This window comes from Streptomyces sp. NPDC007929, from assembly GCF_042959065.1.
Lineage (GTDB): Bacteria > Actinomycetota > Actinomycetes > Streptomycetales > Streptomycetaceae > Streptomyces.
Genome location: NZ_JBIBKD010000007.1, coordinates 487,849 through 507,755, shown reverse-complemented (window position 1 = coordinate 507,755; position 19,907 = coordinate 487,849). Strand labels below are relative to the sequence as shown.

The 19,907-nt window shown below is 71.5% G+C and carries 21 protein-coding genes; 12 read left to right on the top strand and 9 right to left on the bottom strand.

Annotation, left to right across the window (positions count from 1 at the left end; all coding sequences use genetic code 11):
- The first annotated feature begins 24 nt into the window (after positions 1-24).
- Positions 25-1,290: a VWA domain-containing protein gene (locus tag ACFZDE_RS25605; RefSeq protein ID WP_391203458.1), complete on the top strand. Its 1,266-nt coding sequence runs from the start codon at positions 25-27 to the stop codon at positions 1,288-1,290.
- Entirely contained in the window at positions 1,290-2,069 is a 780-nt protein-coding gene (locus tag ACFZDE_RS25600) for a hypothetical protein (RefSeq protein ID WP_391203455.1), read from the top strand. Before ACFZDE_RS25605 ends, ACFZDE_RS25600 begins: the two co-directional genes overlap by 1 nt.
- A gap of 88 nt (positions 2,070-2,157) precedes the next feature.
- Here ACFZDE_RS25600 and ACFZDE_RS25595 read toward each other — a convergent pair whose 3' ends face one another.
- Positions 2,158-2,784: a winged helix-turn-helix transcriptional regulator gene (locus tag ACFZDE_RS25595; protein WP_391203452.1), complete on the bottom strand. Its 627-nt coding sequence runs from the start codon at positions 2,782-2,784 to the stop codon at positions 2,158-2,160.
- A gap of 86 nt (positions 2,785-2,870) precedes the next feature.
- Between ACFZDE_RS25595 and ACFZDE_RS25590 the strand changes: the two genes are divergently transcribed.
- The 5 genes from ACFZDE_RS25590 (at position 2,871) to ACFZDE_RS25570 (ending at position 6,841) form a co-directional block, all read left to right on the top strand.
- Positions 2,871-4,079, top strand: a complete 1,209-nt coding sequence (locus ACFZDE_RS25590) for an aminotransferase class I/II-fold pyridoxal phosphate-dependent enzyme (RefSeq protein ID WP_390995078.1) — start codon at positions 2,871-2,873, stop codon at positions 4,077-4,079.
- A 142-nt stretch (positions 4,080-4,221) separates the two neighbouring features.
- Positions 4,222-4,785 (top strand): DUF2243 domain-containing protein, encoded by a 564-nt coding sequence (locus ACFZDE_RS25585; RefSeq protein ID WP_391203449.1) that lies wholly within the window; start codon positions 4,222-4,224, stop codon positions 4,783-4,785.
- Entirely contained in the window at positions 4,785-5,615 is an 831-nt protein-coding gene (locus tag ACFZDE_RS25580) for a cytochrome c oxidase assembly protein (protein WP_391203447.1), read from the top strand. Before ACFZDE_RS25585 ends, ACFZDE_RS25580 begins: the two co-directional genes overlap by 1 nt.
- An 88-nt stretch (positions 5,616-5,703) precedes the next feature.
- Positions 5,704-6,339, top strand: coding sequence for a hypothetical protein (locus tag ACFZDE_RS25575; RefSeq protein WP_391203444.1), 636 nt, complete (start codon positions 5,704-5,706; stop codon positions 6,337-6,339).
- 79 nt (positions 6,340-6,418) lie between these two features.
- Complete coding sequence (locus ACFZDE_RS25570; protein ID WP_391203441.1) at positions 6,419-6,841, top strand: thioesterase family protein; 423 nt, start codon at positions 6,419-6,421, stop codon at positions 6,839-6,841.
- Positions 6,842-7,180: 339 nt separating this feature from the next.
- On the opposite strand, the gene ACFZDE_RS25565 is transcribed toward ACFZDE_RS25570, so the two are convergent.
- The 7 genes from ACFZDE_RS25565 to ACFZDE_RS25535 form a co-directional block, all read right to left on the bottom strand.
- Positions 7,181-8,569 (bottom strand): solute carrier family 23 protein, encoded by a 1,389-nt coding sequence (locus ACFZDE_RS25565; RefSeq protein ID WP_391203438.1) that lies wholly within the window; start codon positions 8,567-8,569, stop codon positions 7,181-7,183.
- A 262-nt stretch (positions 8,570-8,831) separates the two neighbouring features.
- Positions 8,832-10,211: an 8-oxoguanine deaminase gene (locus ACFZDE_RS25560; protein ID WP_391203435.1), complete on the bottom strand. Its 1,380-nt coding sequence runs from the start codon at positions 10,209-10,211 to the stop codon at positions 8,832-8,834.
- 118 nt (positions 10,212-10,329) lie between these two features.
- Entirely contained in the window at positions 10,330-11,253 is a 924-nt protein-coding gene (gene pucL / locus ACFZDE_RS25555) for a factor-independent urate hydroxylase (protein ID WP_390995061.1), read from the bottom strand.
- A gap of 4 nt (positions 11,254-11,257) precedes the next feature.
- A complete protein-coding gene (gene uraH, locus ACFZDE_RS25550) occupies positions 11,258-11,656 on the bottom strand; it encodes a hydroxyisourate hydrolase (protein ID WP_391203432.1) in 399 nt (132 codons plus the stop codon).
- A gap of 3 nt (positions 11,657-11,659) precedes the next feature.
- A complete protein-coding gene (uraD, locus tag ACFZDE_RS25545) occupies positions 11,660-12,172 on the bottom strand; it encodes a 2-oxo-4-hydroxy-4-carboxy-5-ureidoimidazoline decarboxylase (RefSeq protein ID WP_391203429.1) in 513 nt (170 codons plus the stop codon).
- A 193-nt stretch (positions 12,173-12,365) separates the two neighbouring features.
- Positions 12,366-12,734, bottom strand: coding sequence for a helix-turn-helix domain-containing protein (locus ACFZDE_RS25540; protein ID WP_031134190.1), 369 nt, complete (start codon positions 12,732-12,734; stop codon positions 12,366-12,368).
- On the bottom strand, positions 12,731-12,982 hold the full coding sequence (locus ACFZDE_RS25535; protein WP_390995054.1) for a hypothetical protein: 252 nt from the start codon (positions 12,980-12,982) through the stop codon (positions 12,731-12,733). Before ACFZDE_RS25535 ends, ACFZDE_RS25540 begins: the two co-directional genes overlap by 4 nt.
- 154 nt (positions 12,983-13,136) lie before the next feature.
- Between ACFZDE_RS25535 and ACFZDE_RS25530 the strand changes: the two genes are divergently transcribed.
- From ACFZDE_RS25530 to ACFZDE_RS25510, 5 genes are all read left to right on the top strand, one after another.
- Positions 13,137-13,958 (top strand): TIM barrel protein, encoded by an 822-nt coding sequence (locus ACFZDE_RS25530; protein WP_391203426.1) that lies wholly within the window; start codon positions 13,137-13,139, stop codon positions 13,956-13,958.
- 29 nt (positions 13,959-13,987) lie between these two features.
- Positions 13,988-14,878 (top strand): 2-hydroxy-3-oxopropionate reductase, encoded by an 891-nt coding sequence (locus ACFZDE_RS25525; protein ID WP_391203423.1) that lies wholly within the window; start codon positions 13,988-13,990, stop codon positions 14,876-14,878.
- A 207-nt stretch (positions 14,879-15,085) separates the two neighbouring features.
- Complete coding sequence (locus ACFZDE_RS25520) at positions 15,086-16,543, top strand: catalase (protein WP_391203420.1); 1,458 nt, start codon at positions 15,086-15,088, stop codon at positions 16,541-16,543.
- Between the two features lie 308 nt (positions 16,544-16,851).
- A complete protein-coding gene (locus ACFZDE_RS25515) occupies positions 16,852-17,088 on the top strand; it encodes a hypothetical protein (RefSeq protein WP_167526512.1) in 237 nt (78 codons plus the stop codon).
- A 158-nt stretch (positions 17,089-17,246) separates the two neighbouring features.
- Positions 17,247-17,864: a TIGR04222 domain-containing membrane protein gene (locus tag ACFZDE_RS25510; RefSeq protein WP_391203417.1), complete on the top strand. Its 618-nt coding sequence runs from the start codon at positions 17,247-17,249 to the stop codon at positions 17,862-17,864.
- Between the two features lie 119 nt (positions 17,865-17,983).
- Here the strand turns inward: ACFZDE_RS25510 and gcl are convergent, their stop codons facing one another.
- The gene (gene gcl / locus ACFZDE_RS25505) at positions 17,984-19,768 is read right to left on the bottom strand and encodes a glyoxylate carboligase (protein WP_391203414.1); all 1,785 of its coding nucleotides are present in this window, start codon (positions 19,766-19,768) and stop codon (positions 17,984-17,986) included.
- Positions 19,769-19,907 lie beyond the last annotated feature (139 nt).

Genomic DNA, 19,907 nt, shown 5'->3' with positions numbered 1-19,907 from the left:
CGGGGTGATCACTAGGATCCGTCGATGATCATAAGAACACGGCTGGCGGCCGGGGCCTGTGCCCTGCTCGCCGCGCTGACGGCCGGGCTCGCCTTCCCGGCCGGGGCGGCCGCCGGTGAACCGACGGGCGAGGACGCCCCCAAGGTGGACCTCGTCCTCGATGTGAGCGGCTCGATGCGGGCCCGGGACATCGACGGGCAGTCGCGCATGGCCGCCGCCAAGCAGGCGTTCAACGAGGTGCTCGACGCGACGCCCGAGGAGGTCGAACTCGGCATCCGCACCCTGGGCGCGAACTACCCCGGGGACGACCGGAAGACGGGCTGCAAGGACACCGCGCAGCTCTACCCGGTCGGACCGCTCGACCGCACCGAGGCCAAGACGGCCGTCGCCACGCTCACCCCGACGGGCTGGACGCCGATCGGCCCGGCCCTGCTGAAGGCGGCCGGTGACCTCGACGGCGGTGACGGTTCCAAGCGCATCGTGCTGATCAGCGACGGCGAGGACACCTGCGCCCCGCTGGACCCGTGCGAGGTGGCCCGCGAGATCGCGGCCAAGGGCATCGGCCTGACCATCGACACCCTGGGCCTGGTCCCGACGGCCAAGCTGAGCCGGCAGCTGAGCTGCATCGCCGAGGCCACCGGCGGCACCTACACCTCGGTCGAGCACCAGGACGAGCTCACCGACCGGGTGAACCAGTTGGTGGACCGGGCGGCCGATCCGGTGGTGACGCCGGTGGCGACGCGGGGAGCGGACCGCTGTGCGTCGGCGCCGACGCTGAAGTCGGGCCTGTACAGCGACCGCGAGGAGTTCGGGCAGCAGCGTTTCTACCGGGTGGACGTGCGGCCGGGTCAGGAGCTGCGCGCCTCGGTGAGCGTGGCGGCGGACCGGGCCGTGAACCCCGGGTACGGCGTGCTGATGCGGGCCGTGACGTCCAAGGGCCGCGAGATCGTGCGCGGCGAGGCGGCGGGCACCGGCCGTACGGACGTGATCTCAGCGGGCCTGCGCTACCCGAAGGCGGAGAGCGACGACGAGGACGCCCCCGCGGAGACGGTCTGCCTCACCGTCTCCCACTCCTTCTCGGCGGCCTCCGGCGTGAAGGCCACGCCCGGTCTGCCGCTGGAGTTGACGGTGGACGTCGTGGACGCCCCGAGTGAGGCGGGCGACGTGGCCGCCTTCGGTCTCGGCCGCGGCTGGTGGCTGCTCGGCGTGCTGATCCTCACCGGCTTCCTCGCCGGTGTCGTCTGGGGCTGGCTGTCGCGCTGGCGGGTCGCGGTCTGGAGGACCAACTGATGCGCATGGCACGAGCGTTGAGCGCGGCGTTGCTGACCCTGGGCCTGGCGGCCGCCCCGGCCGCGGCCGACGCCTCCCCGAGCCCGTCGCCGGACGGCGCCTCGGCCCCCACCCGGGCCGGTACGTCGTTCCGTACGGCCACCGAGATCGAACAAGGCCAGCGGGCCACGGCGAACGGCTCGACGGGCGACTACCTGTACTGGTCGTTCCCCGCCGACACCGGGCAGCGCCCCACGGTCGAGGCGACGGTGAAGCTGCCCGAGACCCATGCCCCGCAGACCTGGCAGATCGACGTCTACGACGGTCTGCGCCGCCGCCAGGCGTGCCGGTACGGGGCGCAGACGCGCACCGCGGCGGCGGACACCCCCTCCGTGGAGCTGACCTGCGTCCTGCGCACGGTCCGCGCCTGGTCGGAGCCGTGGGCCAACGACCCCCTGCCGGGCACCTACTACCTCCGGCTGACCACCACCGGCGTCGCCACCGCCGACCTCGGTCTGCCGGTGAGCAGCGAGGTCCGGGTGGACTCCAAGGACGTCGGCGGATCCGCGGCGGTGGACGGCTCACTGGCCGAGCCGCTGGTGCCGGGCATCGCCACCAGACCCGAGGAGGAGCAGGAGGACGCCGCGGTGCTGGCCGGTCTCGAACCCGAGGACGGCTGGGCGTCCGGCTGGTGGTCGGACCGGTGGGTGTGGACCGCGATCGGCGGGATCCTGGCCGCGCTGGCGGGAGTCGGCGGGTACGCGCTGACGCGCGGGACGGGACGGCCGCCCGGCGCCTGACCGGCCCTCACCGTACCGATCGCACCTGATCACCTCAGAGATCGCACCTGATCGCCCCACAGAAGGCCCGCCGACCGCGGGCCTTCTGTCATGTCGCGCGCAGTGCCTTGGCCAGGGTGCCCTCGCCGCTCACCTCGACGCGGCCCTCCGCCACGGCCCGGGCCAGGCTCAGCTCCCCCCGGCCGAGGGCCGTGCAGGTGGCGGTGTCCAGGACCAGCAGGGCGTCCGGCTCCCCCGGGGCGGGCCCGTCGCCGTACACGGGCCCGCCCTCGGCACCGGCGTACAGGTGGAACAGGCCCTCCTCCAGGCGGACTTCGACGAGTCCCTCGCCGTCCAGCAGGCGCAGCAGCGGCAGGGCGAACCAGTGCGCCCGGACGGCGTCCGTGGGGCGCCGTTCGCCGAGTTCGGCCTCCCCCCACTCCCCGAGGGCCTGGAGCACGGGCAGCAACTCCCGTCCGCGCGACGTGACTTCGTACACGTATGCCGCGCCGGGGGGCGGCAGCCTGCGCCGGGTCGCGAGGCCGTCGCGCTCCATGTCCTTCAGCCGCGAGGCGAGGACGTCGGTGCTGACGCCGGGCAGGTCGGCGTGCAGGTCGGTGTAGCGCCGGGGACCTGCGAGGAGCTCCCGGACGATCAGCAGGGTCCAGCGGTCACCGACGACGTCGAGCGCGCGGGCGGCGGAGCAGTACTGGTCGTAGCTTCGGCGAGGTGGCATGCGACGCAGTCTAGACAACTTGTTGGACTTTCCAAGCGCACACTTGGTAAAACCAAGCAACACAGTCGGCAGAGGGGAAGCGGAGCATGGAGTTCCGGCAGTCGAGCAAGCTCAGCGAGGTCTGCTACGAGATCCGCGGCCCGGTCATCGAGCATGCCAACGCGCTGGAGGAGGCGGGCCACAGCGTGCTGCGCCTGAACACCGGCAACCCCGCCCTCTTCGGGTTCGAGGCACCGGAGGAGATCCTCCAGGACATGATCCGGATGCTGCCCCAGGCGCACGGCTACACCGATTCGCGCGGCATCCTCTCCGCCCGCCGGGCCGTGGCCCAGCGCTACCAGACCCTCGGTCTGGAGGTCGGCGTCGACGACGTCTTCCTCGGCAACGGCGTCTCGGAACTGGTGTCGATGGCCGTGCAGGCACTCATCGAGGACGGCGACGAGATCCTCGTCCCCGCGCCGGACTTCCCCCTCTGGACGGCGGTGACGACCCTCGCGGGCGGCAAGGCGGTCCACTACCTGTGCGACGAGCAGGCCGACTGGTACCCCGACCTCGACGACATGGCGTCGAAGATCACCGACCGTACGAAGGCGGTCGTGATCATCAACCCGAACAACCCCACCGGCGCGGTCTACCCCAAGGAGATCGTCGAGGGCATCCTCGACCTCGCCCGGCGGCACGGCCTGATGGTCTTCGCCGACGAGATCTACGACCAGATCCTCTACGACGACGCCGTCCACCACTCGGCCGCGGCCCTCGCCCCCGATCTGGTCGTCCTCACCTTCTGCGGCCTGTCCAAGACCTACCGCGTGGCGGGCTTCCGCTCCGGCTGGCTGGTGGTCACCGGGCCGCGCCAGCACGCCAAGGACTACCTGGAGGGCCTGACCATGCTGGCCTCCATGCGGCTGTGCGCCAACGCGCCCGCGCAGTACGCCATCCAGGCCGCGCTCGGCGGCCGGCAGTCCATCCGCGAGCTGACCGCGCCCGGCGGCCGGCTGCACGAACAGCGCACCGTGGCCTGGCAGAAGCTGAACGAGATCCCCGGTGTGACCTGCGTGAAGCCGAAGGGTTCGCTCTACGCCTTCCCGCGCCTCGACCCCAAGGTGCACAAGATCCACGACGACGAGAAGTTCGTCCTGGACCTGCTGCTGCGGGAGAAGATCCAGGTCGTCCAGGGCACCGGCTTCAACTGGCCCACACCGGACCACTTCCGCATCCTGACCCTGCCCCACGCGGAGGACCTGGAGGCCGCGATCGGCCGGATCGGGCGGTTCCTCGGCGGCTACCGGCAGTAGACGCCCGGCGATTTACGGACTCCGCGGGGACGGCCGGAAAGGTGCTCTTGAGCCGGATGGGGGCCGAGCGCGGGGCGTGAGCGCCGCGCAGCAGGGAACGTCGTTCTCGGCCCTTCCCCCAAGGCAGGAGCGGAGACGAATGATGGCCACCACGCAAGGCGAAGCCCGGGTCGGCACCCCGCGGACGGCGGACCTCCGGTTGCCGGGCATCGTGCTCGGGGTCGGGGTGGGCGGGTTCGCCGACGGCATCCTGCTGCACCAGTTGCTCCAATGGCACCACATGCTCTCCAGCACCAACCAGGACCGCATCGGGGTGAAGTACTACAACCCCCACACCGTCTCCGGCCTGGAGATGAACACCCTGTGGGACGGCGTCTTCCACACCGTGTGCTGGCTCGCGGTCCTGCTCGGGCTGGCCGTGCTGTACGCGCGGGTCACCCACGACCGGCGGCGGGTGTGGACCTCCCGGGTGCTGTGGGGCTGGATGCTCGTCGGCTGGGGCCTGTTCAACCTCGTGGAGGGCGTCCTGGACCACCACGTCCTCGGCATCCATCACGTCTACGCCGGTGAGGGCCAGGTGTGGTGGGACATCGGCTTCCTCGTCCTGGGCGCCCTGCTGGTCGCCGGCGGCCATCTGCTCCAGCGCGGCGGCCGGCCCGTCGCCACCGGTGCGCCCGGTGGCCTCGACCAGGGCCCGCGCGGCTGATGGGCCACCATGCGCCCGGGCACGGGCACGCCACCGGCGGCGGCGTCCCCGACTGGCTGCCGCCGACGCTCGTGCTGCTCCTCGCCTGCGGTGCCTACCTGCTGCTCGTCCGGCGGGCCCGGCGCCGCAACCCGGTCCTCGGCTGGAGCCGGTGGCGGACCGGCTGGTTCCTGAGCGGGATCGTCCTGCTCGGCGTCGCACTGCTGCCGCCCGTGGCCCCCTTCGCGCACGAGGACTTCCGCGGGCACATGGCCCAGCACCTCCTCATCGGCATGTACGCGCCGCTCGCCCTGGTCCTGGCCGCCCCCGTCACGCTCCTGCTGCGCACCCTGCCCGCGGCCGGGGGCCGGCGCCTGAGCGCGGTGCTGCACAGTCCGCCCGCCCGCGTGCTCACCCACCCGGCCCTCGCGCTGGCGCTCTCCACGGGCAGCCTCGCGGTCCTGTACTTCACGCCCCTGTACGGCGCGATCACGGCCGACCCGGCGGGGCACTGGCTGCTGCACACGCACTTCCTGCTCGCCGGGTGCCTGTTCGCGCACGCCATCGCCGGCCCCGACCCGGCCCCCGCCCGGCCGGGTGTCCGGGCCCGGCTGGTCTACCTGGGCGTCGCGATCGCCGTGCACGCCGTGATCTCCCAGCTGATCTACGGCGGCTTCTGGGCCGACATCCACGCGCCGATCGACCAGGTGCGGGGCGGCGCCGAGATCATGTACTACGGCGGCGACCTGGCGGAGCTGCTGCTGGCCGCCGCGCTGGTGGCCACCTGGCGGCCGGAGCCCCGGCGCGCCGTGTCAGTGGCGGGTCGTAGCCTTCGAGCAGGTGGGGCGTAGCGCCCCTTGGCACAGGTGGGGCGTGGAGGCCTTTCGCGCAGGGGGGCAGCGCCCCCTGGGCCCGTCGCCGGCCGGAGAGGAGCGCGCCGTGACCCGACCGCCGACCGCCGCGCAGCGGCGTGTCATCGACGCCGCCGACCCTGTCACCGGGCGGCTCCGGGGCACGGAGGCGCAGCTCACGGCGCTGGTGAAGCGGGGGCTGGCCTTCCGCCATCCCCGGCCGCCGCACGATCACTTCCTGACGCCCGAGGGGCATCGGGTGCGGCAGGGCATCACGCAGCCGTCCGAGCCGGACGGGCCCGGGGAGCCACCCGCCTCGACGGGGGTGTTCGCCGCGCGCGTCGGCGGTGAGGAGGAGCCCGCGGATTCCGGGCCCGCCCGGCGCCGTGAGGTGCACAGCGCCTGGCAGGGGCTGCTGGAGCTGCGCCGGATGACCAACCCCGGCGGGGACGTGGACCGGCCGTGCGGCTGGGAGCGTGCGCATCTGGTGCGGGCCGCCGCGCTGGCGCTGGAGGCGGCCGGGCACGCTCCGGCCGGGCGGGAGGGCCCGGGGTATCGCGTGCGGGAGACCCCGCAGCCGGAGGCCGTCGCCGTGCACGAGCCGGACGGCAAGGCGCTGCGGGCCTGCGCGGCCACCCTGGAGGGGGCAGGCTGGCAGGTGAGCGAGCACCGTGAGCCGCGCACCGGGGACCGGTATCTGCTGGCTTCGCCGCGCCGGGCGTGATGAGCATGCCAAGATCGGTGGATCGATGCGCAGTGCACGAGAGTCCGGTGCGAGAGATCCGGCGCGAGAAGGGAATGCCGTGAGCCAGCCGTTTTCCGTCCCAGTGACCGTCCGCGGATACGAGACGGACGTCCAAGGACACCTCAATCAGGCGGTGTACCTGAACTACGCGGAGCACGCCCGCTGGTCGCTGCTCCACGCCGCCGGGATCAGCCAGTCCGCGCTCATCGGCAGCGGCGTGGGACCGGTCGCCCTGGAGACGACCATCCGTTACCGACGCGAGCTGCTCGCGGGCGACGAGGTCGAGGTGACCTGTGCCTTCGCCTGGGACGGCGGCAAGACGTTCCGGATCGAGCAGAACGTGGTGAAGGCCGACGGCACGGTCGCCGCCGAGATCACAGCGGTCGGCGGCATCCTGGACCTGGAGAAGCGCAGCCTGGTCCCCGACCCCGCCGAGGTCTTCAGGAAGCTGGCGTCGGACCCGGGCCTGTTCGGGCTCTAGGCGGCGAGATCACCCGCCGCCCTGGCACGTCTGGTCGGCACTCTCTGCAAGGATGCCGACAGTCCGTCTGCGCGCATCTGTAGATGCCCACATAGGTCTTCGCGGCAACGCCATAGGAAGGACCGCGGTGCACGAGGTGGCGGCCTGCGCGGGGGGCGAGGCGAAGAGGTTGGCGCCCATGAGGGCGGCCGGGCTGGGGGTAGAGACCAGGGCACGACGGGGGAAGTGCATGCGGTTTCCTTGATCAACCGGGGCGAGCGCGGGTCATGGTAGCGCTCGCTCCCTGATTGCCCGTCAACTATCGAGAATCCGGGTGGAAACCAGGCCGGAGTCCTGCTCTCAGGACGCGGCCCGGGCCTTGGGGGTGCTGGTGAGTTCCTCGCCTGCCTCCATCGGGTGGGTCACGTCGTGGGACTGCCTGCCGCCCCGGCCCAGGTGGTTGAAGACCAGGTTCAGCAGGACCGCGGCGACACAGCCCGTGGAGATGCCGGAGTCCAGGACGATCCTGGCCGTCTCCGGGAAGGCGTGGTAGAACTGCGGCGCCGTGATGGGGATGATGCCGACGGCCAGGGAGACGGCCACGATCAGGACGTTGTTGTCCTTGTCCAGGGCGGCCCGCACAAGGGTCTGGATGCCGCTGGCGGCGACCGAGCCGAACAGCACCACGCCCGCCCCGCCGAGCACCGGGCGCGGTACGACGGCGATCAGCGAGGCGGCCATCGGGCACAGGCCCATCAGCACCAGGAAGCCGCCGCCCGCGGCGACGACGTAGCGGCTGCGGATCTTCGTCATGGCGACCAGGCCGATGTTCTGTGCGAAGGCGCTGCACATGAAGCCGTTGAAGAGCGGGCTGATCGCCGAGCCGAGGGTGTCGGCGCGCAGGCCGGCCGCGATGGTCTTCTCGTCGGCCGGGCGCTCGACGATCTCGCCCAGCGCCAGCATGTCGGCGGTCGATTCGGTCATCGACACCACCATCACCACGCACATCGAGATGATCGCGGCGAGCTGGAACTGCGGCGCGCCGAAGTGGAACGGCGTGGGGAAGCCGACGACGGCCGCGTCCGCGACGGGGCCGAAGTCCGTGACGCCGAACGGGATGGCGATCAGCGTGCCGATCACCAGGCCGAGCAGCACGGCGATCTGCTTGACGAAGCCCGTGGTGAAGCGGCGCAGCAGCAGCACGATGAGGAGGGTGACGGCGGCCAGGCCCAGGTTGGTCGCCGAGCCGTAGTCGTGAGCCGCCGGGTCGGGTCCCTGCGCCCAGCCGAAGGCTACCGGGAGCAGCGATATGCCGATCAGGGTGATGACCGTGCCCGTGACCACGGGCGGGAAGAAGCGGATCGCCTTGCAGAAGACGGGGGCGGCCAGGAATCCCAGGAGCCCGGCGACGATGACCGCGCCGAAGATGACGGGCAGGGCGTCGGACCTGTCCTCGGCGGAGGCGACGATCGCGGTCATCGGGGCGACACCGGCGAAGGTGACGCCGTTGACGAACGGCAGCCGGGCTCCGATCTTCCAGATGCCGAGGGTCTGCAGGAACGTGGCGAGGCCCGCGGTGAACAGGCAGGCGCCGGTGAGGAAGGTCAGGTCGGTGGCGGTGAGGCCGATGGCCGCGCCGACGATCAGGGGCGGGGCGACGACACCCGCGTACATGGCGGCCACGTGCTGCAGGCCGGTCGTCGCCATCTTGAGCGCGGGGAGTTTTTCGTCAACGGGGTGGTCGGCCACGGCGGCGTCCCTCCGGTCGGTTACACGGCGGCGCCGAAGGGCCGCCGTGGGTGTCAGGGAGGTGGTGCGGGTGGGCTGGGGGTACCTCCCTGCTCGAACGAAGCCGAGCGCTTGGGGGAGGGACCGGATGTGCGACGGACGGGGGTGGCCGTTCCGGGGCGCGCGCGTCCACGCGCGCCCCGGAGACGACCGCCGTGGTCCCCGCTCGGGTCCACGGCCACCGGCCGGGAGCCGTCCCTCCCGGCCGGAGTCATCCGGGTGGTCAGGCCTCGGCGGCGATCTTCGCCAGCCGCCTGGCCTCGTCCCGCGTCTCGCGGGCGATGGCGTCCTCGTCGGCCGTGAGCAGCCGCCCGTCCTCGACGATCTGCCGGCCGTTCACGAAGGAGGCGGTGACCGGGGCGGCCGCGCCGAAGACCAGGGCGGTCACCGGGTCGGCGATGGAGGCGTGGGCGAGGGTGTCCAGCTTCCACAGCACGAGGTCGGCGAGCTTGCCGGGCTCCAGGGAGCCGGTCTCGGCGGCCCGGCCCAGCACCTGGGCGCCACCGTAGGTGCCCAGGCGCAGGGCCTGACGGGCGTTCAGGGCGGCTTCCCGGTGGGCGCCGAGGCGGTTGACGAGGAGGGCGTTGCGCAGCTCGGTGTGGAGCTCGCCGGACTCGTTGGAGGCGGTGCCGTCGACGCCGAGGCCGACGGGGACGCCGGCCGCGAGCATGTCGGGGACGCGGGCGATCCCGGCGGCGAGGCGGGCGTTGGAGGAGGGGCAGTGCGCGACACCGGTGCGGGACCGGGCGAAGGCCGCAATGTCGGAGTCGTTCATGTGGACGCAGTGCGCCATCCACACGTCCTCGCCGAGCCAGCCGGTGGACTCGAAGTAGTCGGTCGGGCCCATGCCGAACAGTTCGTGGCAGAACTTCTCCTCCTCCACGGTCTCCGAGCCGTGGGTGTGCAGCCGGACGCCGAGACGGCGGGCCAACTGGGCGCCGTCGCGCAGCAGTTCGGTGGAGACGGAGAAGGGCGAGCAGGGCGCGACGGCGATCTGGGTCATGGCGTCGAAGGAGGCGTCGTGGTGCTGCCGGACGGTCTCCTCGGTCGCGGCCAGCGCCCCGTCCAGGGTCTCGACGGCGAAGTCCGGGGGCAGGCCGCCGTCCTTCTCGCTGCGGTCCATGGAGCCGCGGGCGAGGGTGAAGCGGACGCCCATGTCGCGGGCGGCGCCGATGATCGCGCCGGAGAGGTCGCCGGAGCCCCGGGGGAAGACGTAGTGGTGGTCCATGGCGGTGGTGACGCCGCCGCGGGCCATCATCGCGAGCGAGCCCCGGGCCGCCGCGCGGACCATCGGCTCGTCGATGCGCGCCCAGGTGGGGTACAGGGCGACGAGCCAGTTGAAGAGGTTGTGGTCCGTGGCCAGGCCCCGGGTGATCCACTGGTAGAAGTGGTGGTGGGTGTTGATCAGGCCGGGGGTCACGAGGTGGCCGGTGGCGTCGATGCGGCGGGCCACGTTCTCCAGGCCGTCGGGGGCCCTGCCCGCGCCGAGCGACTCGATGCGGTTGCCGGCGAGGACGACGTGCCCGGAGGCGTACTCGGTGTCGTGTCCGTCGACGGTCGCGATCGCACAGTTCTCGATGACGATGCGCCGGTCTGCTGCCATGGTTCGTCCCTTTTCACGAAGTGCGCTGAGTTGGAGAGGGCACGGCAGGACCCTGGAAGTTTTGAGTGCCGTGGCCGGGAGAAGGGTTCCCCGGCCACGGGTGCCGAAAGAGGGAACGTCAGAGGTTGGTGAGGTCCACGGGGATCTTCGCCTCGCAGCCGTCCCGCAGGACCGTCGCCTCGATCAGGCCGTAGGGGCGGTCGGCGGCGTAGTAGACCTCGTTGTCGTTCTTCAGCCCGAACGGCTCCAGGTCCACCAGGAAGTGGTGCTTGTTCGGGAGGGAGAAGCGGACCTCGTCGATCTCGCCGCGGTTGTTGATGATCCGCGCGCCCATCTGGTACAGGGTCTGCTGGAGCGAGAGCGAGTAGGTCTCGGCGAAGGCCTGGAGCATGTGCTTCTTCACCTGCTCGTAGGACTTCTCCCAGTTCGGCATGCGCTGCTCGTCGTCGGTCCAGTTGAAGCGCCAGCGGCCGGAGACCTCGGTGGCCAGGATGCGGTCGTAGGCCTCCTTCAGGGTCGTGTACTTGTCCTTGACGTAGCCCCAGAACTCGGAGTTGGTCGAGTTCATCACGACGAGGTCCTTCAGGCCGGAGACGACCTCCCAGTGCTCACCGTCGTAGGTGATCTGGGTGAGCCGCGTCTCCTGGCCCTTGCGGACGAAGGAGTGCTTGACCTCGTCGGCGCCGATGAACCGCGAGTTGGCGTCGGAGGCCTCGATCCGCTCCCAGGAGTACTCCTCGATGCGGATGCGGGCCGTCCTGATCGGCTCCTGCGAGGTCACGAAGTGCCGGGCGAGGTGGATGCCGAACTGCTCGGCGGACTCGATGCCGTGTTCCTTGGCGAACGCGTACACCGTGTTCTTGGTGGTGTCGGTCGGCAGGACGTGGGCGTTCGAGCCGGAGTAGTGGACCTCGTCCATGTCGCCGGAGAGCGCGACCGAGACGTTGAGGTCCTTGATGTGGTGGGTGGCGCCGTCCCGCGTGATCTTGACGACTCGGTTCTCGGCCTTGCCGTACTGGTTCTGTCCCAGAATGGTGGGCATCTAGCTAGCTCCCTCGGTATACGGAGTAGCCGAACGGGTTGAGCAGCAGCGGTACGTGGTAGTGCTCACCGGCCACGACGGCGAAGGTGATCGCTACTTCTGGAAAGAACGCACCGCTGTCCCGATTCGCGGGGGCGTCCTGCTGCGCATCGGCTTGCTGGTTCGCAGATTCTTCGAAGTACGGCTCCACCGCGAAGTCGAGCCGTACGTGGGTGGTGCCCTCCGGCAGTGCCGGGAGGTCCTTGCACCGGCCGTCCCCGTCGGTCGCGGAGCCGCCGAGCGCCTGCCAGACCGCCTCGCGGCCCGCGCGGGCGGAGAGGTGGACGGCGACGCCCTCGGCGGGCCGGCCGACGCTGGTGTCCAGGATGTGCGTGGACACGGAGGCGGTGGTGCTGGTGCTCATGGGTCAGGCTTCCTCTTCGAGAAGTCGGGCCAGGCGGATGCGGTTGATCTTCCCCAGTTCGGTGCGGACGATCTCCCGCTCCCGCTCCGGTGTGTTGCCGATCCGTTCCCGGAGCGCGTCGCGCATCTGCTCACCGGTCCGGCCGGTGGCGCAGATCAGGAAGACGTGGCCGAACCGCTCCTGGTAGGCGAGGTTCAGCTCCAGCAGCTCCGCCTTGAGCGCCTCGGAGGCGCCGGCCATGCCGCGCTGCTCCCGGGCCGAGGTGGGGTCGCCGGGCTTGGGACGGCCGATGGGCGGGTGGCCGGCCATCGCCTCGCCGAGGTCCGCGGCCGTCAGCTCCGCCATGGCGGCGTCGCTCGCGGCGTACAGGTCCTCCGCGGTGGCGTGGGGGCGGGTGGCCAGCAGGCGTTTCGCCCACGCCGTGGAGGCGCACACCTCGTGGAGCGCGACGTGGGCCGCGTGCTCCTCAAGGGCGTTGAACCGGGCCAGGCCCGGCGGCGTGGAAGTGGAAGTCACGGGAGCCTCCGTGGCCGGATGCGGCCTTCGTGCTGAACGGGCGTGCCGATAGCTAACGCCCTCCCGCGACAGCACGTCAACAGTTTGTTGAAAATTCGGTGACGCGAAACCGGACCGATACGACCGGGGCCGGTCCCGTACGAGCGGGGCCGGTCCCGTACGAGCGGGGCCGGTCAGGTACGAGCGGGGCCGGTCAAGCCCCCTTCTCGCGGTTGAGGTAGTTGTAGACGGTGAAGCGGCTGACGCCGAGGGCGCTCGCCACGGTCTCCACCCCGTGCCGCACGGAGAAGGCGCCCCGCGCCTCGAGTATCCGTACGACCTCCTGCTTGGCCCTGCGGTCCAGATCGGCCAGCGGCATGCCCTTGCGGCGCTCCATGGCGGCCAGGATGTGATCGAGGGAGTCGGCGAGCTGGGGCAGCCGTACGGCGACGGCGTCCTTGCCCTCCCAGGCCAGGACGACGTCGTCGGGGCCGGCCTCGTCGGGCGGGATCATCTCGCCGCCCATGGCGTCGACCAGGGGCTTGACGGCCGCGATGAACGGCTCGTCCCCCGCGCCGCTCACGCCTCGCCCTCCTCGACCACGTTGACCTGGAGCGAGACCCGGGTGGCACCGGCCTCCAGGGCCTTGCGCAGCAGCGCGTCCACGGCGGTGAGCACCGCGCCGGCGTCGCCCTGCGCGGTGTTGCCGAACGGGCCCACGTCCACGGCGTCCAGTTCGGCGGCCTCCACGACCTCGCGGGCCACCACCGCGTGCGCGGGCGCCTCGTCCAGGTCGAACGGCTCGGTCGTGAACTCCACTCTCAGTCGCACGCGCTCAACCTAACGCGCGGGACGGACTTTCCGGCAGCCCCTCTTGACAGCCCTCGCACCCCGCGGGCAATCTTCCGTTAAGCAGAAACATGATTCCGCAATACGGAAGTAGCGCGGAACGCACCGCAGAGACAAGGAAGGGAGCGCCGCCCCGATGGGATTCGCAGACCAGCGCTTCAACGTCAACCTGTCGATCCTCTTCACGGAGCTGCCCCTCCTGGAGCGCCCCGCGGCCGCCGCCGCGGCGGGCTTCACCGCGGTCGAGCTGTGGTGGCCCTGGGTCGACGCGCCGGTCCCCGAGCGGTCCGAGCTCGACGCCCTGAAGCGCGCGATCGAGGAGGCCGGCGTCCGGCTCACCGGCCTGAACTTCTACGCCGGACAGCTCCCGGGCCCGGATCGCGGCGCCCTGTCGGTCCCCGGCGAGGAGTCGGAGCGGTTCCGCGCCAACATCGAGGTGGCCGCCGACTTCGCCGCCTCCCTGGGCTGCACGGCGCTCAACGCGCTGTACGGCAACCGCGTCGAGGGCGTGGACCCGGCCGAGCAGGACGCACTCGCCCTGGAGAACCTGGTCCTCGCGGCCCGGGCCGCCGACCGGATCGGCGCTGTCCTGCTGATCGAGGCGCTGAACCAGCCCGAGTCCCCGCTGTACCCGCTGGTGTCGGCCCCGGCGGCGGTGGCCGTCGTCGACCGGGTCAACGAGGCGACGGGGCTGGGCAACGCCCGCTTCCTCATGGACCTCTACCACCTGTCCATGAACGGCGAGGACCTCCCGGCGGTGATCGAGGAGTTCGCCTCGAAGACCGGCCACGTGCAGATCGCCGACAACCCGGGCCGCGGCGCGCCGGGGACCGGCTCGCTGCCCCTCGAAGACCTCCTGGACCAGCTGAGGAAGGCGGGCTACGACGGCTGGGTCGGCCTCGAGTACAAGCCGGGCGAGCGCCCGAGCGCCGAGGCCTTCGACTGGCTGGCCCGCTGACCCCCGAACCCGAAAGGCACCCCCAAATCATGAGCACACTCCCCAAGGTCGCCTGGATCGGCCTCGGCATCATGGGCTCCCCCATGTCCGAGAACCTGATCAAGGCGGGTTACCAGGTCACCGGCTACACGCTGGAGCAGGACAAGCTGGACCGGCTGGCCGCCGCCGGTGGCACCGCGGCCGGTTCGATCGCCGAGGCCGTGCGGGACGCCGACGTCGTCATCACGATGGTCCCGGCCTCCCCGCAGGTCGAGGCCATCGCCTACGGCCCGGACGGCATCCTGGAGAACGCGCGCTCCGGCGCGCTGCTGATCGACATGTCCTCGATCACCCCGCAGACCTCGGTGGACCTGGCGAAGGCGGCGAAGGACAAGGGCGTCCGCGTCCTGGACGCCCCGGTGTCCGGCGGTGAGGCCGGGGCCATCGAGGCCGTGCTGTCCATCATGGTCGGCGGCGAGCAGACCGACTTCGACGCCGCCAGGCCGATCCTCGACGCGCTCGGCAAGACCATCGTGCTGTGCGGCCCGCACGGCTCAGGCCAGACCGTGAAGGCCGCCAACCAGCTGATCGTCGCCGTGAACATCCAGGCGTGCGCCGAGGCCGTGGTGTTCCTGGAGAAGTCCGGCGTGGACCTGAAGGCGGCGCTGGACGTCCTGGGCGGCGGGCTCGCCGGCTCGACCGTGCTGTCCCGCAAGAAGGACAACTTCCTCGGCCGGGACTTCAAGCCAGGCTTCCGGATCGACCTGCACCACAAGGACATGGGCATCGTCACCGACGCCGCCCGCAACGTCGGCGCGGCCCTGCCGGTCGGCGCCGTGGTCGCCCAGCTGGTCGCGAGCCTGCGCGCGCAGGGCGACGGCGGCCTGGACCACTCGGCACTGCTGCGGGCCGTGGAGCGGCTCTCCGGCGCCCAGGTCTGACCCTCCCCGGCCCCCGTGACCCCGGGGGCCCACACACCCCGGGCGGCGCCGCCGCTGACATCTGTCCTGTCGCGCCCAAAGGGGCGGCGCCGCCCGGAACCAGCCATGCCCACCGCTTCAACAAACTGTTGACGCTCCGCTCGCCCCGACCCTAGGCTCCACAAAGCGGAAACATATTTCCGCTGCTCTCTCGTACGGAAGGTCACGATGTCGCAGCGCGTGCTCACCACCGAGTCCGGCGCCCCCGTCGCCGACAACCAGAACTCCGCCACCGCCGGCGCAGGCGGCCCGCTCCTGCTCCAGGACCAGCATCTGCTGGAGAAGCTGGCGCGCTTCAACCGCGAGCGCATCCCGGAGCGCGTGGTGCACGCCCGCGGCTCGGGTGCGTACGGCCACTTCGAAGTGACCGACGACGTCACGGACTTCACCCACGCCGACTTCCTCGGCGCGATCGGCAAGCGCACCGAGGTGTTCGTGCGCTTCTCCACCGTGGCCGATTCGCTCGGCGGCGCGGACGCGGTGCGCGACCCGCGCGGTTTCGCGGTGAAGTTCTACACCGGGGAGGGCAATTACGACCTCGTCGGGAACAACACCCCGGTGTTCTTCATCAAGGACCCGATCAAGTTCCCGGACTTCATCCACTCGCAGAAGCGCGACCCGTTCACGGGCCGTCAGGAGCCGGACAACGTCTGGGACTTCTGGGCTCACTCCCCCGAGGCCACGCACCAGGTGACCTGGCTGATGGGCGACCGCGGCATCCCGGCCTCGTACCGGCACATGAACGGCTACGGCTCGCACACCTACCAGTGGACGAACAGCCGAGGCGAGGCGTTCTTCGTCAAGTACCACTTCAAGACCAACCAGGGCGTCCGCTCCTTGAGCGGCGAGCAGGCCGCCGAGATCGCGGGCAAGGACCCGAACTCGCACCAGACGGACCTGCTCCAGGCCATCGAGCGCGGTGTGCACCCGTCCTGGACGCTCCACGTGCAGCTGATGCCGGCGGCCGAGGCGGCGGAGTACCGCTTCAACCCGTTCGACCTGACCAAGGTGTGGCCGCACGCGGACTACCCGCTCCGGCGCGTGGGCCGGCTGGTGCTGGACCGCAACCCGGACAACGTCTTCGCGGAGGTCGAGCAGGCCGCGTTCTCCCCGAACAACTTCGTGCCGGGCATCGGCCCCTCGCCCGACAAGATGCTCCAGGGCCGCCTGTTCGCCTACGCGGACGCCCACCGCTACCGCCTGGGCGTCAACCACACCCTGCTGGCCGTCAACGCGCCGAAGGCCACGACCGCGCGGAACTACGGCCGGGACGGCCTGATGGCGTCCAACTCCCAGGGGCGGTACGCCAAGAACTACGAGCCGAACTCCTACGACGGCCCGGTCGAGACCGGTCGCCCGCTGTCGGCGCCACTGGCGGTCTCCGGCCACACCGGCACCCACGCGGCTCCCGAGCACACCAAGGACGACGACTTCTTCCAGGCCGGCGAGCTGTTCCGGCTGATGTCCGCCGAGGAGAAGTCCCGGCTGGTCGCGAACATCGCCCAGGGCCTGTCCCAGGTCTCCCGCGACGACGTGATCGACAGGAACCTCGCGCACTTCCACGCCGCCGACCCCGAGTACGGGCGGCGGGTGGAGGAGGCGGTCCGCGCCCTGCGCGAGGACTGAACTCCCTGACCGTGTTCCGACCGCCCGGGGCGACCCGGATGAGGGGTGGTCCCCCGGGCACGGACACGGTCAGGGCGTGGACCGCGGCGGCTGCGAGCCAGTGCGGTGGTGAAGGGCCCGGACCGGCTTCTCGACCTGAGGGAGGCCGCCCCGGAGCCCGTCGCACCCGCCGCGGTCCCAGCACCACCCACCCCTCTCCCCCGACCCCGTCCGGCGGCGCGAACGACCTGTCGCGCCCAGCCTCGCGCCGCCGGACGGCCAGCCGTTCCCGGGGTGCGGATCGGCCCGGTTCGCAGCAGCCTGAAGGCATGGCACCTCCCACCGAGCAACCGCACGTCGTGGTCCACGCCCCCGCCCTGGACGGCTCGCGCCGGGTCACCCTGGGCGAGGAGCCGCTGGGCGTCGCCACCCACACGGACGACGTCGCCGAGATCCTGCGTCTGGCCGACCTGTACGTCACCGACGTCGCGGAGAGCGACCTGGTGGAGTGGCAGGGCGGCGGACCGGACGACTGGCCGGGGCTGTCCGAGCACCACGAGGCGTGAGCGCGTCTACGGCACCGGTCGTACAGCCCGTACGGCACCCTCAAATCAAGCTCTGAACCCGGCCCCGGGGGCTTCAACCGCCCCCGGGGCCGGGCACATTCTCGTCGGACGGGGCCCGTCGGCACGGGGGCGGCGGGCCCCGGCACGGGGGTGAAGCCATGAGCGACGGTACGGCGGTCCGGCTGGAGCCGCACGAGATCGCACTGCTGGGGGAAGGCCCGCGGGCCGTCGTCACCGTGGCCGTGGTGGAACTGCATCTGCGGGGCCTGGTGGAGGCCGGCCGGCCCGGGACCGTCCGGGCGCGGGTCGCGGACGCCGCGCCGGCGGCACGGCCGCTCTCCGCGCCGGCGGTGGCGGTGCACGCCCGCCTGCGTGAGCCCGCCGCTCCCAAGGATCTGGTGAAGGATACGGACATCCGGCTCGCGACGGCCCTCGCGCGGATCCCGCTCGCCGAGGCCGGACTGCTGCGCTACCCCCTGCTCGGGCCGACCCGCGCCGCCCGCCGCCATGTCCGCGGGCTGCGGGAGGCCCACCCCCTGCCGGCGAGCAGGCACGGCCTGAGCGACGGTGAACGGCTGCTGCTGGTCGCGCTGCACGGTGAGGCGGCCCTGCGGCTGCTGGTGCCGCGCTTCGCCCTGCGGGCGGGTCTGCTCCGCCGGGCCGAGGTGGGCGGCAAGAGCCTCCTCACACACTCACCGCGTGGCAGGGGCGTCGGGGGCGGGGGGTACCACTACTGCGGCGGCGGTGGGGGCGGCTGCGGGGGCGGCGGGGGCTGACCCTCGTGCGCCGGGCAGGGTCCTGTGCCCGGCAGTGGTCCTGTGCCCGGACGCGGCGGGGGCATGACGAAGGGCGGCCCGTCCCCCACGGACGGGCCGCCCCGGTGCTCCGACTCGCGTCAGACCTTCAGCGTCCTGATCGAGGTCGGCGCGTGGCCCGGCTCGGTGGCGATCTCCTCGAACTCCACGACGTTGCCGATGTCGTTGGTCGTCGACATGGAGATGTTGGTGACGCGCTCCAGGATCGCCTCGACCACGACCGGCACCCGGTACTCCGCGGCCAGCTTCTTGGCCTGCTCGAAGGCGTCGCCCAGCTCGGCGGGGTCGGTGACCCGGATCGCCTTGCAGCCGAGGCCCTCGGCGACCTTGACGTGGTCGACGCCGTAGACGCCGAGCTCAGGGGAGTTGAGGTTCTCAAACTCCAGGTTGACCTGGAAGTCGATCTCGAACGCCCGCTGCGCCTGGCGGATCAGGCCCAGGTAGGAGTTGTTCACCAGGACGTGGACGTAAGGAATCCGGTGCTGGGCGCCGACGGCCAGTTCCTCCAGCATGAACTGGAAGTCGTAGTCGCCGGAGAGCGCGACGACGGGCGCCTCCGGGTCGGCCTTGGCGACGCCGAGCGCGGCCGGGATGGTCCAGCCGAGCGGGCCGGCCTGGCCGCAGTTGATCCAGTGCCGGGGCCGGTAGACGTGCAGCATCTGGGCGCCGGCGATCTGCGAGAGGCCGATGGTGGAGACATACCGGGTCTCCGGGCCGAAGGCCTTGTTCATCTCCTCGTAGACGCGCTGCGGCTTGATCGGGATGTCGTCGAAGTGCGTACGGCGCTGGAGGGTCGCCTTGCGCTCCTGCGCAGACGCCGCCCACACGGAGCGGTCGGGCAGCTCGCCGGCCGCCTTCAGCTCGCGGGCGACCTCGACGAACAGCTCCAGGGCGGCCCTCGCATCCGAGGCGATGCCGTAGTCCGGGGCGAAGATCTTGCCGATCTGGGTGGGCTCGATGTCGACGTGGACGAAGGTGCGCCCGGCCGTGTAGACGTCGAGTTTGCCGGTGTGGCGGTTGGCCCAGCGGTTGCCGATGCCGAGGACGAAGTCGGACTCCAGGAAGGTCGCGTTGCCGTAGCGGTGCGAGGTCTGCAGGCCCACCATGCCGGCGTTCAGCTCGTGGTCGTCCGGCAGCAGGCCCCAGCCCATCAGGGTGGGGACGACCGGGATGCCGGTCAACTCGGCGAATTCGACGAGCAGTTCGGCCGCGTCGGCGTTGATGACGCCGCCGCCCGCGACGATCAGGGGCCGCTCGGAGGCGTTCAGCATCCGGACGGCCTTCTCGATCTGGGCCCGGGTCGCGGCGGGCTTGTAGACCGGGAGCGGCTCGTAGGTCTCCGGGTCGAACTCGATCTCCGTCAGCTGCACGTCGATCGGCAGGTCGATGAGGACCGGGCCGGGGCGGCCGGAGCGCATCAGATGGAAGGCCTGCTGGAAGACGCCCGGGACCTGCGCGGCCTCCAGCACGGTGACGGCCATCTTGGTGACCGGCTTGGCGATGGAGGCGATGTCGACGGCCTGGAAGTCCTCCTTGTGGATCACGGCGGTCGGGGCCTGGCCCGTGATGCACAGGATCGGGATGGAGTCACCGATCGCGGAGTACAGCCCCGTGATCATGTCGGTGCCGGCCGGGCCGGAGGTGCCGATACAGACGCCGATGTTGCCCGGGTGGGTCCGCGTGTATCCCTCGGCCATGTGCGAGGCGCCCTCGACATGCCGGGCGAGGGTGTGGGCGATGCCCCCGGAGGCTTTGAGCGCCGCGTAGAACGGGTTGATCGCCGCGCCCGGGACACCGAACGCGTCGGCGACGCCCTCACGCTTGAGGATCTCAACTGCCGCGCGGGCAGCGGTCATTCGAGCCATCGAGTACTCCTGCTTCGGCTGTCGGATTCGCACTCCCGTCGCGCCCCGCGGTGAGCTCTTCCGTATTGTGGAAATTGTTTTCTACGATCTGGAATGAATGTATGTGGGGTGGGCGAAGGGCGTCAAGAGACGGCAAGCG

Coding starts and splice junctions, on each gene's coding strand:
- ACFZDE_RS25595 (WP_391203452.1), bottom strand. CDS start 2,784: ATGCCACCTCGCCGAAGCTACGACCAGTACTGCTCCGCCGCCCGCGCG.
- ACFZDE_RS25515 (WP_167526512.1), top strand. CDS start 16,852: ATGGCACCTCCCACCGAGCAACCGCACGTCGTGGTCCACGCCCCCGCC.
- ACFZDE_RS25530 (WP_391203426.1), top strand. CDS start 13,137: ATGGGATTCGCAGACCAGCGCTTCAACGTCAACCTGTCGATCCTCTTC.
- pucL (WP_390995061.1), bottom strand. CDS start 11,253: ATGCCCACCATTCTGGGACAGAACCAGTACGGCAAGGCCGAGAACCGA.
- ACFZDE_RS25585 (WP_391203449.1), top strand. CDS start 4,222: ATGGCCACCACGCAAGGCGAAGCCCGGGTCGGCACCCCGCGGACGGCG.
- ACFZDE_RS25600 (WP_391203455.1), top strand. CDS start 1,290: ATGCGCATGGCACGAGCGTTGAGCGCGGCGTTGCTGACCCTGGGCCTG.
- ACFZDE_RS25590 (WP_390995078.1), top strand. CDS start 2,871: ATGGAGTTCCGGCAGTCGAGCAAGCTCAGCGAGGTCTGCTACGAGATC.
- gcl (WP_391203414.1), bottom strand. CDS start 19,768: ATGGCTCGAATGACCGCTGCCCGCGCGGCAGTTGAGATCCTCAAGCGT.
- ACFZDE_RS25525 (WP_391203423.1), top strand. CDS start 13,988: ATGAGCACACTCCCCAAGGTCGCCTGGATCGGCCTCGGCATCATGGGC.
- ACFZDE_RS25605 (WP_391203458.1), top strand. CDS start 25: ATGATCATAAGAACACGGCTGGCGGCCGGGGCCTGTGCCCTGCTCGCC.
- ACFZDE_RS25560 (WP_391203435.1), bottom strand. CDS start 10,211: ATGGCAGCAGACCGGCGCATCGTCATCGAGAACTGTGCGATCGCGACC.
- ACFZDE_RS25510 (WP_391203417.1), top strand. CDS start 17,247: ATGAGCGACGGTACGGCGGTCCGGCTGGAGCCGCACGAGATCGCACTG.
- ACFZDE_RS25520 (WP_391203420.1), top strand. CDS start 15,086: ATGTCGCAGCGCGTGCTCACCACCGAGTCCGGCGCCCCCGTCGCCGAC.
- uraH (WP_391203432.1), bottom strand. CDS start 11,656: ATGAGCACCAGCACCACCGCCTCCGTGTCCACGCACATCCTGGACACC.
- ACFZDE_RS25580 (WP_391203447.1), top strand. CDS start 4,785: ATGGGCCACCATGCGCCCGGGCACGGGCACGCCACCGGCGGCGGCGTC.